This window comes from Capnocytophaga felis (genome assembly GCF_009684755.1).
Lineage (GTDB): Bacteria > Bacteroidota > Bacteroidia > Flavobacteriales > Flavobacteriaceae > Capnocytophaga > Capnocytophaga felis.
The window spans coordinates 37,825-52,029 of record NZ_BLBC01000003.1 but is presented as its reverse complement, the minus strand read 5'-3'; the positions used below and the strand labels follow the sequence as shown (position 1 = coordinate 52,029).

General features: G+C 36.9%; 12 protein-coding genes. 11 read left to right on the top strand and 1 reads right to left on the bottom strand.

From position 1 onward, the window contains the following. Window positions 1-283: 283 nt before the first annotated feature. The 11 genes from GN105_RS00270 to accC all read left to right on the top strand — a co-directional run bounded on the left by GN105_RS00270 (window position 284) and on the right by accC (window position 11,238). Complete coding sequence (locus GN105_RS00270; RefSeq protein WP_155283466.1) at window positions 284-1,327, top strand: DUF4302 domain-containing protein; 1,044 nt, start codon at window positions 284-286, stop codon at window positions 1,325-1,327. A 453-nt stretch (window positions 1,328-1,780) separates the two neighbouring features. Beyond that, window positions 1,781-2,077: a GIY-YIG nuclease family protein gene (locus tag GN105_RS00265; RefSeq protein WP_155283465.1), complete on the top strand. Its 297-nt coding sequence runs from the start codon at window positions 1,781-1,783 to the stop codon at window positions 2,075-2,077. 447 nt (window positions 2,078-2,524) lie between these two features. Then, the gene (locus GN105_RS00260) at window positions 2,525-3,118 is read left to right on the top strand and encodes a hypothetical protein (RefSeq protein WP_155283464.1); all 594 of its coding nucleotides are present in this window, start codon (window positions 2,525-2,527) and stop codon (window positions 3,116-3,118) included. A gap of 29 nt (window positions 3,119-3,147) precedes the next feature. After that, window positions 3,148-4,077 carry a hypothetical protein gene (locus tag GN105_RS00255; RefSeq protein WP_155283463.1) on the top strand — a complete coding sequence of 310 codons (930 nt, stop codon included), beginning with the start codon at window positions 3,148-3,150 and terminating at the stop codon, window positions 4,075-4,077. Between the two features lie 18 nt (window positions 4,078-4,095). After that, window positions 4,096-4,476, top strand: a complete 381-nt coding sequence (locus GN105_RS00250) for a hypothetical protein (RefSeq protein ID WP_155283462.1) — start codon at window positions 4,096-4,098, stop codon at window positions 4,474-4,476. A gap of 50 nt (window positions 4,477-4,526) precedes the next feature. Continuing rightward, on the top strand, window positions 4,527-5,696 hold the full coding sequence (locus GN105_RS00245; RefSeq protein ID WP_155283461.1) for a DUF4856 domain-containing protein: 1,170 nt from the start codon (window positions 4,527-4,529) through the stop codon (window positions 5,694-5,696). 109 nt (window positions 5,697-5,805) lie between these two features. Beyond that, a complete protein-coding gene (locus GN105_RS00240) occupies window positions 5,806-6,891 on the top strand; it encodes a fibronectin type III domain-containing protein (RefSeq protein WP_155283460.1) in 1,086 nt (361 codons plus the stop codon). Between the two features lie 24 nt (window positions 6,892-6,915). Continuing rightward, a complete protein-coding gene (locus tag GN105_RS00235) occupies window positions 6,916-7,848 on the top strand; it encodes a hypothetical protein (protein ID WP_155283459.1) in 933 nt (310 codons plus the stop codon). Between the two features lie 432 nt (window positions 7,849-8,280). Then, on the top strand, window positions 8,281-9,270 hold the full coding sequence (locus GN105_RS00230) for a beta-ketoacyl-ACP synthase III (RefSeq protein ID WP_155283458.1): 990 nt from the start codon (window positions 8,281-8,283) through the stop codon (window positions 9,268-9,270). A gap of 47 nt (window positions 9,271-9,317) precedes the next feature. Continuing rightward, entirely contained in the window at window positions 9,318-9,815 is a 498-nt protein-coding gene (gene accB, locus GN105_RS00225; RefSeq protein ID WP_155283457.1) for an acetyl-CoA carboxylase biotin carboxyl carrier protein, read from the top strand. 70 nt (window positions 9,816-9,885) lie between these two features. Then, entirely contained in the window at window positions 9,886-11,238 is a 1,353-nt protein-coding gene (gene accC / locus GN105_RS00220; RefSeq protein WP_155283456.1) for an acetyl-CoA carboxylase biotin carboxylase subunit, read from the top strand. A gap of 43 nt (window positions 11,239-11,281) precedes the next feature. Here accC and GN105_RS00215 read toward each other — a convergent pair whose 3' ends face one another. Further along, window positions 11,282-14,194 carry a serine hydrolase domain-containing protein gene (locus GN105_RS00215; RefSeq protein WP_155283455.1) on the bottom strand — a complete coding sequence of 971 codons (2,913 nt, stop codon included), beginning with the start codon at window positions 14,192-14,194 and terminating at the stop codon, window positions 11,282-11,284. Between the last annotated feature and the right edge of the window lie 11 nt (window positions 14,195-14,205).

Here is a 14,205-nt window from a genome sequence, read left to right as displayed (position 1 = left end):
GTCGGTACGGAGTAAAAAGGCGACCGTATGGAATAAAAAATAAATAGTATGACGTTTTTTGAGGATTTGAAAATGGAAGGTGATGTAAAAAGTATGATGCCCTTAAAAAAAGAAGTGTTTTTGTCAGGCTGAGCGTAGTCGAAGCCTTATCATTACAGGGCTTCAATGCACATACTCAGCTCCAAGTCTTCGCTGACTTTGCTCAGCCTGACAATCAAAACCAGCATCATACTTTTTATAACACAACCTGAAAATGTTTATTGAATTTTAAAGTTAAGTTTTAATGAAAAGATATTTATTTTTGATAGTTTTGGTGGGAATGATTTCCTGTAAGAAAGAGGAGCCTTCGGAAGTATCGCCTTCTGACAGAAATTTGCAGAACATCAAGGCGTTACGTAAAGAACTGACCGAAGCTCCGTATGGTTGGAAGGTGCTTTATTTTCCGAAAACCGATTCGCTGTTGTTTGCTAACAAAGATGAAATTTTGGAAAAAGACCCCTTGTTTCGTGAGCGTTACGGCTATGGCGGATTTTATTTCCTAATGAAATTTGATGATAAAGGAACCGTGCAAATGCGTGCCGATTATGACAGTAAATCAATGGTGGAAACCAAAGAAAGTGAGTTTGAAATCAAGCAAAACACCTTTACACAGCTTAGTTTCACCACCTTTAATTACATTCATCACTTGGTAAACGACCGATTTTCAGGAAACTCTGATTTTATGTACGCAGGAAGAGATTTTGAAAATAATTTGGTTTTCAAAACAGCTTCGTACATTGAACCAGCTCGGGAGTATGTCGTTTTTGAAAAATTGAAGTCGCCAATTGATTGGGAAGATACTCGCAATACAACCGATAATGCACTTACGGAATCTTACAAAAACCGAAAGATTTTCGAACAGATGAAAAATCCGCAGGTGGTAATCCGCAAAGGAAGTCGTATTTTCTTTCAAAGCGATATGATTGTTCGTAGTACACGTGGAACGCCTCAGTATAACCAATTTCTGAGAGAAATCATCGAAAAGCGGTACTATTTGTTTCGTTTCAATAAAAAACCAGACCTTGTAAATCCGCGAATAGCCAAGGAAAGCACCGGATTGGGTTCGGGATACGTGGGAACGGAGCAGGGGCTGACCTTCCGCACGGGGCTTCGTTATACGGAGAAGTATATTTTTCGCGATTTTGAACGTCGGGGTGATAAATTTGTATGCGAATTGGTGAAAGTGTATGACGCGATTCTTAAACGGGAAATGTATGTGAGCAAACATCTTTATCCCGATGGCGAACCCACCTATTTTGTGGCGGAAATTACCGATGAAGAAATGTAAGAATTGCGAAAATTGGTAGAATAAAAGTAAAGCAGAATGTAACTCGTCAGTTCGAGTGATTTGCGAAGCGTAGCGTAGCAAATCGTATCGAGAACTTTTTAAGATATAAGAAATCGCTTCTCGATACAAATTTTATCTCTATTACATTGCGATAAAATTCACTCGAAGTGACGGAAGTAAGAGTATAGAATAATTAGTTAAATACATTGTTGATTCAAATAAAGAAATACATTTATGGAGAATGTATAAAAAAAGTAAAGCAGAATGTAGCTTGTCAGTTCGAGTGATTTGCGAAGTGTAACGTAGCAAATCGTATCGAGAACTTTTGGAAGTGTAATTACTTCTCGATACAAATTTTATCTTCATTGCATTGCTATAAAATTCACTCGAAGTGATGGAGAGTAGGTATAAATGATGTTGGTTTAAGAACTTTTAAAATTGGTAAAATAAAATATGGAGTCGTTTGTGTACATTTTATTATGTTCGGATAAAACTTTTTATACGGGAGTTACTTCCAATTTGGGTGAAAGGTTAAAAGAGCATCAATCGGGTAAGTATCCTAATTCGTACACGGCAAGCAGATTACCCGTAGAATTGGTTTACTATGCAACTTTTACGGATATAAATCAAGCTATTGAATTTGAAAAGAAAATTAAGAAATGGTCACAAAAGAAAAAACAAGCATTGATAGAAGGAAATTATGAAGATTTACCTAATTTAGCTAAGAAAAAATTTAATAAAGAAAATTAGGTTTTGTATTGACAGAGTGATAGAATTGAGCTTGTCAGTTCGAGTGATTTGCGAAGCGAAGCCGTAGCAAATCGTATCGAGAACTTTTTAGGATATAGGAAATCGCTTCTCGATACAAATTTTATCTCCATTGCATTGCGATAAAATTCACTCGAAGTGACGGAAGTAAGAGTATAGAATAATTAGTTAAATACATTGTTGATTCAAAGAAAGAAATACATTTATGGAGAATGTATAAAAAAAGTAAAGCAGAATGTAACTCGTCAGTTCGAGTGATTTGCGAAGTATAACGTAGCAAATCGTATCGAGAACTTTTTAGGATATAAGAAATCACTTCTCGATACAAATTTTATCGCAATGCAATGGAGATAAAATTCACTCGAAGTGACGGAGTTGAAATCTAAAATTAAACTGAATATCACATCAAAAAAAGAAATTTTTAGATAAATGAAAAATGTAAAATACATATTGTTTGCAGGTTTACTCGGATTTTTTTCCTGTAATGTAAAGGACAGCGACCCTGCGGAGGAAGATTACGAAAAGCTATTTCCGTTTAAACCCATCGAAAAGCCCGAAAACGTCTATGAAGATATGAGAATACGTACGTGCGACCCCGATGAGGCTTTACAGAATTATCGTTATCCGGGGGTAACGCTTGATAATCAGCGTGAATATGAAATCACTCTCAGATGCAGGTATCGAGAGGAACGAAACGCTACAAAATCCCGTTATGTGGTGCGGTTCATTACGGCGGATAAAAAGATACAAACCGTTGGAAGCGATGCTTCTGATAACTCGTTGAATTTCATTATGGAAAAGGACAAGGAATTTGTGTTCACGTATAAGGTAAAATCCGGTTTCCCGATGTATCTTTCTGTAAATGGAGTTGGCGACAGAGGTTCGGGAGTGAATGCAAGTATCACGGCGGTTTCCGATGACGGCTTGGTGGTAGTTCCTGCTCTTGGTACAAAGCAAAACCAAAATAGCGAAGGTCCTAACAAAATTCCGCAACCTTATTGCGAGTATATTATTTTGCCGTAGTTTCTTAATTTAAGTTCGACACAAGAAATATGAAAATACTTTGGGAAATGACATTTAAAAACAGCATCGTTGGCATTTTACAACCAACCGCCGATCCTTTTTCACCTGATGAGTTCTACTTGGCAGACGGCTGGACTTCGATGTATAGCTCAATGCGACTGCGTAGAGTTTCTTTTAGTTCAGGTAAAGAAACGGCGAATGTGTTGATAAGGAGTATGATACGTTGTCTGTATTTTTCATCAGATGGCAAGTTTATTTTTGCAATAACAGATAATAAAATACTGAAAATCAATCGAGAATTCCTGAAAATAGAAGAAAAATTTGATAAAGGCATACCCAAATACACCTCTTTTATGCAAGGAGATGATACAGGGAATTTGGTGATGATGAATTATGCTGGTAAAACGATTTCAGTATTTAATTTTTTGGAAAACAAAATGTTACAAAAGAAAGTTACTAAAAAAGATTGGTGCTGTAACATCATTAAAGAAAATGCGGAGAATTATTTGATTTTCAGTTCAAAAAATGGAGTTGTACAACGCTATAATTTACCGAAAAATAGCTTGGAAACTGTGTTGGAAACCCAAACTTTTCACAACGGTATAAAGGATAAAAGGGGCAATTTTTATTTTCAGTTGGGGCAATTTAAAGCAGGTGCAATGAGTACTGATACGCTCAGACCTTTGAGTCAAATTTTAATTGTTTCAGAGGAAAAACAGCAAAAAACACATCATTTTGAACATTATTTCACTGAAATAATGCTTTCACAAGATGAAAAATCATTATTTTTGATAGGAGAAAACAAAATTTGGCAGTTTTCTTTGCAAAAAGAAAAGATTGTTAATGAATTTGTTTCCCCAAAACATACATCTATCCTTCATTTTTTTGAAGAGAAGCAAATGATTTTGGCAGTTGAACATCAATCTGAGGATAAAAAACTATTGGGAGTTCTTATATGAGTTTTAAATAGAAAAAATATGGCTTATACGATAGATAAAAAAATGGTGATAAATTATCCGCCAGAAGAAATTAGAAATTTTAGAATTGAAAGTTATGAATATATTGATAATCTGCATTTTTTGGTTTCTCCATCTGAGTTTTTGGAAGATGCAGAAAGTTATGTTTCAGTAGTGAAAGAATTATTTTTGGAAGCAGGCTGGGAAGGCGATGGTGAGATAAAATTATTGTGGATTCCGCCTTTTTGCTTTGAAACGGATGTAACAATGTGGGAATATCCTCAAGGCGAAGTCGTTTGGCACACCAAACAAAAAAACGATGGCACTTCGTGGTTGGCAATGCCTCAAAAACTAATTTTGTTTATGGCAAAAGCTAAGTCGCCATTTCAAAATGAAATATAAATCAAAATATGATTCACTTAAAAAGAAGGAAAGAGTAAAAACAAAATGAAATGCAAAGATATACGTTATTTACAATGCTTTTAATGCTTGTTGCCTGTAACAAAGGCGAAACGGTGGAATCGGCATATTTGGAACCGCTTCCGCCCGAATACAAATACAGCTTCTCCCGCAATGGAAGTAGCAGTGTGGATTTATTGGAATGCAATTTGCTTAAAGAACCGTTAGATGTATTGTACAACAGCTATTTGAAAGAAGCGAGGATAATGAATCAGGCAGATTATCAGGTAGCTTTCAGGTACTATAACGATGGGGTTTACAGCCATTTAAAGCCTAATGAAGAAGTTGCCAAATCGGAATTGCATCGAGCCAATCGGGAAGCGATTCAAAAAGATTTGACCGATTTTATCAAAACTTCCGCCCGAATTGGAGGGTATGGCACAGAGAGTCCTTCCGACACTCGGCGACAGGCACTACGACAAGGGCGAACAGGTTATATAGGCAACAACATTGGTGATGTGAATTTGGCTTTTGCCGACGAAAAAGGAATCGTGGTGGCAGAGGCATTCAGATATGCAATTTTTGGAGCAATTTATTTGGACAAGGCGTTGAATTATCATCTTGACGAAAGTTTTCTTAACAATGAAACGCTTCGAAAAAAACACGAAGATGTTGTGCTTCCGCCCGGACGAAATTACACCGAATTGGAGCATCATTGGGATTTGGCGTACGGATATTATACTTTCTTACGTCCGCTGGTACGTGCCGAAGGTATTCCTTTGCTCAAAAACAGTGAAGTGCGTATTTTTAACGCATTTGTGCAAGGACGCATCGAATTGGAACGATACCGCTACGAGGATATGAAGCAACATCTTCACATCATTCGGGAGGAACTCTCACGAGCTATTGCCATACGTACGATGAACATACTAATTGGAGAAAATACCCTTGCCAACTTAGATGAAAGAGGCGGATACGCATTTCCTTTTATTTCAAGAGCTTATGGGCTTGTTTATGCTTTGCAATTTGCCCGAAATCCGCAAGGAGGACCTTATTATTCTCGGGAGCAAATACAACATCTTTTGCAACAATTTCTACTCGGAAACGGATTATGGGATAAAGACCGTCTTTTCTCCAATGCTCAAACGCAAGGCTCTTTAAAGTACATTGCCGAGCAGGTAGGAAAACCTTTTGGTATTTCGATAGAACAAATAAAAAGGTAAAAAATTAAGGATAGTTCGTCAGTTCGAGTGTTTTTCTGTAGCGATAGCGGAAGAAAAATGTATCGAGAAGTAACAAGCAACAGCAATCAGAAAATACAATAAATAAAATATGAAACGAATACTTGTAACATTGCTTTTGGGACTTTCGTGGATTGCCCAAGCACAGCAAAATTTAATCCCTAACGGTGGGTTTGAAGAATATATCTCTGATGATAAACCTAAAAATTGGAGTTTTTCGTGGGGGTCATTTTTTAGAAATGATAAATACGGTTATGAACAGGCACGTTCGGGGAAATATTGTCCTAAGTTGTATGCCAATGCAAGTCAATTTTACGTGATTGATAACAATTACAAATCGGCGGCTATTGATGTTCAAGAAGGAGCAACTTATTTGCTGACGTATTGGTATAAAGGAACAATGACTCGTGAAAATATGGAACTTGTAATAAGTTGGTATGGTAGTGCCAATGACTCAAATCCCATAAAAAGAGATTCTGAAGGGAAAGTAACTCCCAATGCTACAGAATGGAAAAAACGAGAGGTGGAACTTACTGTACCTATTGGAGTTACCAAAATGGGAGTAGCTTTTGTAATGAGTCGTTCTAGTGAGAGTGGCTACATTTTGATTGATGATGTATCATTAGTGTACAAAAACGATTCAGGCGGAGGAAATACACAGTTATCCGTTCCAACTCGTTTTCAGGTTCAGACTTTCCAACGGGAAGCCTTGCTTTCGTGGGATAAGGAAGCTAACCCCGGATTACAATGGGAAGTTGTGGTGGGTACACAAGCTCCGCAACGTACTGCAACCAATTCGTTTTTAGTGCGAGATTTGGAGCCGAAAACCAATTATACTTTCAAAGTAAGAGCCGTAAAAGGAGGAAGTACTTCCGAGTATACTAATAATATTACGGGAACAACTCAATCAATGCGGTACGATATCAATGACGTAAGACGTGTTCCGCATCTGCGTACGCTCAATGATGATGGTACTTGTCCGCAGACTATCGATTTGTTTTACAATGATTTGGCTGATACTTCTGCCCAAATTACTTATTTTGTAAACGGAAAAAAAGTACAACCCAACGGACACCAATTTAGCTTTCCGCAGAAAGGGAAGCAGAAATTAAAAATCATCATAGTTGAGGCTGCTGACCGCCAATGGGAAATAGAATATGATTTGGAAGTTAAATAATAAATGAAATAAAATCAGTTAGTTATGAAATATATAATCAAATCCATTATAAGTATTGCCATTTTGGGGCTTTTTGCTTCGTGCGAGAAAGAAAATCAAAATGCAATTCCCGAAATAAAAATCGGACAGGACGAGCAGTCGCTCAGTGAGGTTTCGGTCAATAAACAAACCACGCGATATATTTTGCTTTCGGGTGGAAATGAAAAGTTTGCCGTGAATATTGAAAATTCCAGAGTGGCACAAGCCTCGGTACATCAAGATACGCTCAAAATCAAGGGATTGTTTGAGGGAGAAACTTTTGCAACGGTAATTTCACACGACAAAAAGGCTCATTTGAAAATCAATGTGATTCCTCCTGATATAAGTATTAGTCAGGAAATAGTACAAATTTATCCTAACGAAGAAAGCAAGTTTGTGAGCATAGACGGTGGAGGCGACGAACCTACATTGGAAGTGGATGACCCTGACGGAATTTTGCTCTATAAATGGAATGGAAGCACAAAAATTTTGGAGATGTTCGCCCGTTACGAGGGAGAGGCAATTGTTCGGATTTCTGCACAAGGGGTTGAAACCAAGCAGTTAAAAGTAATTGCCAAATCCGGTGGAGATTCGCAAATTTTTGGCTACTACGACAATACAAGACGAACGATTTCCCGCCAAATTACTCCCAAAATGGTAGTCAAACGCAAAGGAGTGGGAGTTTGGATGGCAACGGGAGTTAATCCATATGGAAAAGTACAAACGCAATCCCATACCATACAACGAGCCTTGAAGATAGCTTCTGTTGGAAATTTGGTTCAGGGAGAACACGCTGAAATTCAGGCAGAAATTTATCCGGAAGGAGAGCATTTTCTCGGGATTTCAAACGGAACAAATCGCCTTTATGTTGAAGAAATTCGGGCAGAAAGTCTTGTCCTTCGCGGGAAAGGATTTAAATTGGTAATTCCGAAAGAGTAACATCACACAGAACAATTGACAAATACAAAAGTTATGGTTGAGCTAATTGGTCAATGTTGATGCATTTTATTCGATAAATAGATTTTTCTATTTTGAAATTGTTTTTAAAGAAAGAAAACCTTGCAGATATGTTTTGTGAGGTTTTCTTTTTTGAGTCGTTTAAGTTATGGATTTTGAAATTAAATTGATTATTTGTTAGCAAATGATATGTTTTTTTCATAACTTTGCGGGTCGTTTGGTGCTGAGAAATCAGTTATTATAAACAAGAATTTACTATATTTTTTTGAGCAAAATTCTTGAGAAAAGATTGTTTTTAGAAGAATACGTTTAATAAAAAGAGGTGTTTTTTAGAAAACTAAATAATAATTGCGTATTTTTGCCCGACTTTATACAGTACTTTTTGAATAAGTATCATACAATTTTTACATTATTATGACAAAAATAACTGCTGCAATAACAGCAATAGGAGGTTATGTGCCTGATTTTGTATTGACAAATGCAATGTTAGAGACAATGGTAGATACCAATGATGAATGGATTTATACACGCACTGGTATTAAAGAAAGAAGAATTCTAAAAGAAGAAGCTCAGGGAACATCATATTTGGCGATTAAGGCAGCTCAAGATCTTATCAATAAAAAAGGATTAGATCCCAAGGAAATAGATTTGGTAATTCTTGCTACGGCAACACCCGATATGCCAGTGGCATTGACAGGACCTTACGTAGCATCTGAAATTGGAGCTACAAATGCATTTTCTTTTGATTTACAGGCAGCCTGCTCAAGTTTTTTGTATGGGGTTTCCGTAGCGTCAAAATACATAGAATCAGGAAAATATAAAAAAGTTCTTCTAATAGGTGCAGATAAAATGTCATCTATTATTGATTATACCGACCGAGCTACCTGTATCATATTCGGAGATGGTGCCGGAGCTGCACTCTTTGAGCCTAATTATGAGGGCTTAGGCATTCAAGACGAACTTTTAAGAAGCGATGGGATAGGGAGAAACTATTTGCACATAAAAGCGGGTGGTTCGGTATACCCTATAACTGAACAAGATATTAAAGATAAAAAACACTTTGTATATCAAGACGGAAGAACGGTTTTTAAGTATGCCGTTTCAGGAATGTCAGGTGTTGCTGCCGAAATTTTGGAGCGTAATAAACTAACAAAAGAAGACGTTCAATGGTTAACACCACACCAAGCAAATAAACGAATCATTGATGCTACAGCAGAACGAATTGGTTTGACGGAAGATAAAGTTATGGTAAATATTCACAAATACGGAAACACAACGTCGGCTACCATTCCTTTGGCTTTAAAAGATTATGAAAATCAGCTCAAAAAAGGTGATAATATTATTTTAGCTGCTTTCGGAGGCGGATTTACTTGGGGAGCAATATATCTGAAATGGGCTTACTAATTTTTAACAATTAAATATATTACGATAACAACCTAATAACGAATATTATGGATTTAAGAGACATTCAAAATTTGATTAAATTTGTTGCAAAGTCAGGGGCAAGTGAAGTGAAGCTTGAAATGGAAGATATCAAAATCACCATAAAAACAAATCCGGAAGAAAGTGGCAGAGAGCAAGTGTTTGTTCAGCAGATGCCTATGACAACAATGCCTCAATTGCCTGTACAACAAGCAGTAACAGTGCCTCAAACGGTAGTGTCTGAAACATCAGATTCAAAACCTGCAACAACAAATGATGATAGTAAGTATGTAACTATTAAATCTCCTATGATTGGAACTTTTTACAGACGTCCTGCACCAGACAAGCCTTTATTTGTTGAGGTAGGTACCACTGTTAAAAAAGGTGATGTGATTTGTATTATCGAAGCGATGAAATTATTTAATGAGATAGAATCAGAAATCTCTGGTAAAATTGTGAAAGTTTTGGTAGATGATTCATCTCCGGTTGAGTTTGACCAGCCTCTTTTCTTAGTTGAACCAGCTTAGAAATCACATTTTTTGATTTGAATTAGTATTATATACTAGATTTATTTAGAATTTATAATTAAACAGACCTATGTTTAAAAAAATATTAATAGCCAACCGAGGTGAAATCGCTTTGCGTATCATTCGTACGTGTCGCGAAATGGGAATTAAGTCTGTGGCAGTATATTCAACAGCCGATGCGGATAGTTTGCACGTTCGTTTCGCTGATGAAGCTGTTTGTATAGGACCTCCAGCAAGTAAAGATTCATATTTGAAAATCTGTAATATAATTGCTGCAGCTGAAATAACCAATGCTGATGCAATCCATCCGGGATATGGATTTTTATCTGAAAATGCTAAATTTTCAAAAATTTGTGCCGAACACGACATAAAATTCATTGGTGCTTCTCCTGAAATGATTGAAAAAATGGGAGATAAGGCAACAGCTAAGGCTACAATGAAAGCTGCGGGAGTGCCTACGGTGCCGGGTTCGGACGGATTAATCGAGTCACTTGAGCACGCCAAAAAGGTAGCAAAAGAGATGGGATATCCTGTGATGCTTAAAGCAACCGCAGGAGGAGGCGGACGCGGAATGCGTGCAGTTTGGAAAGAGGAAGACCTTGAAAAAGCATTAGAAAGTGCAAAACAAGAATCTGCTGCCGCTTTTGGAAATGACGGTATGTATATGGAAAAGCTTATTGAAGAACCAAGACATATTGAAATTCAGATAGTTGGAGATCAGTATGGGAAAGCTTGCCATCTTTCCGAGAGAGATTGCTCAATTCAGCGTCGTCACCAAAAATTAACAGAGGAAACACCATCTCCATTTATGACAGAAGAGTTGCGTAAACGAATGGGAGAGGCGGCAGTAAAAGCAGCTGAATATATCAAATATGAAGGTGCTGGAACTGTAGAATTTTTGGTAGATAAGCACCGTAATTTCTACTTTATGGAGATGAATACACGTATTCAGGTTGAGCACCCCATTACAGAGCAAGTTATTGATTATGACTTAATTCGTGAGCAGATTTTGGTGGCTGCGGGAGTGCCTATTTCCGGAAGAAATTATACTCCGAAATTACACTCCATAGAATGTCGTATTAATGCGGAAGATCCTTATAATGATTTTCGTCCGTCGCCGGGAAAAATCACAACATTCCACGCACCGGGTGGACACGGAGTACGTTTGGATACACACGTGTACGACGGATACACAATTCCGCCTAATTATGATTCAATGATTGCAAAGCTTATTACCACGGCTCAAACTCGTGAAGAAGCAATAGCAAAAATGAAACGAGCTTTGGATGAATTTGTAGTTGAAGGTATAAAGACTACGATTCCATTCCATTTACAGTTGATGGATGACCCTGATTATTTGGCTGGTAATTACACGACTAAATTTATGGAATCTTTTAAAATGAATCCGCCACAAGAATCGTAAATAATATAAAAAATCCCTGAATATCAGGGATTTTTTTATGTCTTTAGTTAGTTATGATTGAATTATAAACAATTCGCTGAATTTTAGGGCGAATGCTTTCTTTTATTAATAAGTTATTTTCAGCAGTAGGAAAAGTTCTATTTGATAAAAAAACTATAACTATTTCATTTTCAGGGTCAGCCCAAGCATATGTTCCCGTAAATCCCGTATGACCAAAACTTGACATTGGCACACATCCACAGGTGGGACCTTCTCCATCAATTTGCGGTTTGTCAAATCCCAATCCTCTACGGTTGTTTTCATTGCAAAACATACACGTATTGAATAAGTTAACAATTTGTGGTTGTAAATACCATTGTCCGCCGTAGTATCCTTTTTGTAAAAACATTTGCATCATTTTCGCTACATCATCTGCATTACCGAAAAGCCCAGCGTGTCCGCCCACACCGCCAAGCATAGCCGCTCCCTGATCGTGGACGTAACCGCGTATTTCTTGTTTTCGAAAGTAATTATCAACCTCTGAAGGAGCAATATTTCCCAAAGGAAAATGTTGCAACGGAAAATAAGTAAGGTGATATGCTCCTATACTTCGGTAAAAATCTTTTTGAATTGCTTCTGAAAGGGAGGTGTTTGACCTTTTTTCTATATATTTCTTAAAATAATAGTAAGGCAAATCACTATATAGATATTTCTTTTTTTTAATTAGGTCACAATTGTCAATTTGTTGATAGATAAAATTAATGTATTCATTTTTTATGAAAAGATTTTTTGCTACCTGAATTGAAAAATCGTCATTTTTTATATTACTGTAAACTTCTTTCAGAGGTCTTTTTTGAGTATCAAGTGTTTTCAGATAGAAAGGAATCCACGAAGGAAATTGAGCGTAATGAGCCAAAACGTTCATCATTTTCAAGTTTCCTTTATTCGTATTTTTTAATTCAGGAAGTAAATCTGAAAATGAGGAGTTTATGTTGAATCCTTCTTGTGCGTATATTTTCATCAGTTCGGGTAGAGTAACCAAAATTTTGGTAAGAGAGGCAAGGTCATAAATGGAATTGTCCTTCACCGGATTTTTCTCATTATAGTCAAGCGTTCCGAAATTTTTTCGATATACGATTTTTCCCTGTTTTGCCACCAAAATTTGCATTCCCGGGGCCATTCGCTTATTGAGAACGATTTGGGCAATACTGTCAATAGAGTTTAATTTTTTTGAACTCAACCCCACACTTTCAGGCAATCCGTAGGATAAACGCCCAATTTTTGGCGTGCTAACAGACGTATTTACAGGAAGTTCAGGATGTGCCGAAACGGGTAAAACACCTTTCCCTTCGATGGCTCCGAAAATAAGCTGAGCGGTTTTTTCTTGAGCAACTTTGTGATTTTGATAGGAAATCACTACACTTTCAATATTTGCCAAACTTTTCACATCAAGTAGGGCATAAGGACGGGTAAAGACGGAAAGAATAACTTTCTTTTTTTTGGCAATTTCTTCTAACTGAACAATTTCTTCTTTTGTGAATTTGTATGCGTCCCACGGAGTTTTGTTTGGTTTGTGTAAACCTATGATAATCGTTTGGTATGGTTCAATGCTTTTTAGTAATTGTTCTGTGGATTTGGGTTCGATAATTGCCACATCAGCATATTTTCGCAGATTTGTGTAAAATGTCCAACCGGCATCATTGCCAAATTTAATATAAGCGATTTTTTGTTTGTCTAATTCCTTTATAGGTAGTAGCTTATCATCATTTTTAGCTACGGTCAAAGCATTCTCAAAAATTTCTTCCAAAAGTAAATCATCCTCAAGGGTATGTAATTTTTGGTAAATATTTTCTGTTTTTAATGGTTCAAATTTTTGTAAACCTACCTTGTATTTTGCCATCAATATTTTTTTCACGGAATATGCCAAACGTTCCTCCGTAATTTTGTTGTCTTGATACGCTTTTTTTATAGCTTGGAAGCCTTTAACGAGATTTTCGGGCATCAGTAAAATGTCATTTCCGGCCATAAATGCTGCCACTTCCACCTCACCCACAGGCAAATACTCCGATACGCCTTTCATACCCAAAGCATCGGTATAAACCAAACCTTCAAAACCCATTTTACTTTTTAAAATATCCGTGATTATGTGATGGGAGAGGGAAGAAGGAAGCCCTGCTTTTGATTCCAGCGAAGGAATGTTCAAATGTCCTATCATTACGCTTGCTACTCCATTGTCAATCAGTTGTTTGAATGGATACATTTCTATCTGATTCAGCCTTTCCGAAGAAAAATTAATTAATGGAAGTGTTTTGTGAGAATCTTTGGAAGTATCTCCGTGTCCCGGAAAGTGTTTTGCACTTCCCAACACACCGGCAGATTGCATTCCCTTGGCAAATGCAATTCCTTTGGCTGCCACATTTTCTTTGTCTTCTCCGAAAGAACGATTTCCAATAATGGGATTGGCAGGATTCGTATTGATGTCAATATCCGGAGCAAAATTAAACTGCATACCAAGTTGTTTGCAATGTTCACCTATGCGAAATCCGGCACGTTCAATGAGTTTGTTGTCCTTTACGGCTCCCATTGTCATATTCCAAGGATAAGCAAAAGTAGAATCCAAACGCATTGCCAAGCCCCATTCTGCATCCATAGCCATAAATAAAGGTATTTTTGACAGTGCTTGATATTCATTTGTTAGTTTTGCTTGACGTTTTGGTCCTCCTTTTGAAAAAATGATACCTCCTATATGATATTTTTTGATTAATTCTTTGATATATTCTGTGTTTTTTGTACCGATTTGGCTCGAAAAGACAGAAACCATAAATAATTGCCCTATTTTTTCATCTAAGGACATATTTTTGTAGGTGTTTTCCACCCATTTTTGTTGCTCCTTTTCGTCTTTTGCTACTAAGGGGTTTATTTTCTGAGCAGAAATATTTTGAAAGATAAGAAATAATACTAAAATTTTGTATTTCATTGCTTTATGAG

Excerpts from the sequence above, each read along its gene's own strand:
- GN105_RS00270 (WP_155283466.1), top strand. The coding sequence starts at position 284 with ATGAAAAGATATTTATTTTTGATAGTTTTGGTGGGAATGATTTCCTGT.
- GN105_RS00265 (WP_155283465.1), top strand. The coding sequence starts at position 1,781 with ATGGAGTCGTTTGTGTACATTTTATTATGTTCGGATAAAACTTTTTAT.
- GN105_RS00260 (WP_155283464.1), top strand. The coding sequence starts at position 2,525 with ATGAAAAATGTAAAATACATATTGTTTGCAGGTTTACTCGGATTTTTT.
- GN105_RS00255 (WP_155283463.1), top strand. The coding sequence starts at position 3,148 with ATGAAAATACTTTGGGAAATGACATTTAAAAACAGCATCGTTGGCATT.
- GN105_RS00250 (WP_155283462.1), top strand. The coding sequence starts at position 4,096 with ATGGCTTATACGATAGATAAAAAAATGGTGATAAATTATCCGCCAGAA.
- GN105_RS00245 (WP_155283461.1), top strand. The coding sequence starts at position 4,527 with ATGCAAAGATATACGTTATTTACAATGCTTTTAATGCTTGTTGCCTGT.
- GN105_RS00240 (WP_155283460.1), top strand. The coding sequence starts at position 5,806 with ATGAAACGAATACTTGTAACATTGCTTTTGGGACTTTCGTGGATTGCC.
- GN105_RS00235 (WP_155283459.1), top strand. The coding sequence starts at position 6,916 with ATGAAATATATAATCAAATCCATTATAAGTATTGCCATTTTGGGGCTT.
- GN105_RS00230 (WP_155283458.1), top strand. The coding sequence starts at position 8,281 with ATGACAAAAATAACTGCTGCAATAACAGCAATAGGAGGTTATGTGCCT.
- accB (WP_155283457.1), top strand. The coding sequence starts at position 9,318 with ATGGATTTAAGAGACATTCAAAATTTGATTAAATTTGTTGCAAAGTCA.
- accC (WP_155283456.1), top strand. The coding sequence starts at position 9,886 with ATGTTTAAAAAAATATTAATAGCCAACCGAGGTGAAATCGCTTTGCGT.
- GN105_RS00215 (WP_155283455.1), bottom strand. The coding sequence starts at position 14,194 with ATGAAATACAAAATTTTAGTATTATTTCTTATCTTTCAAAATATTTCT.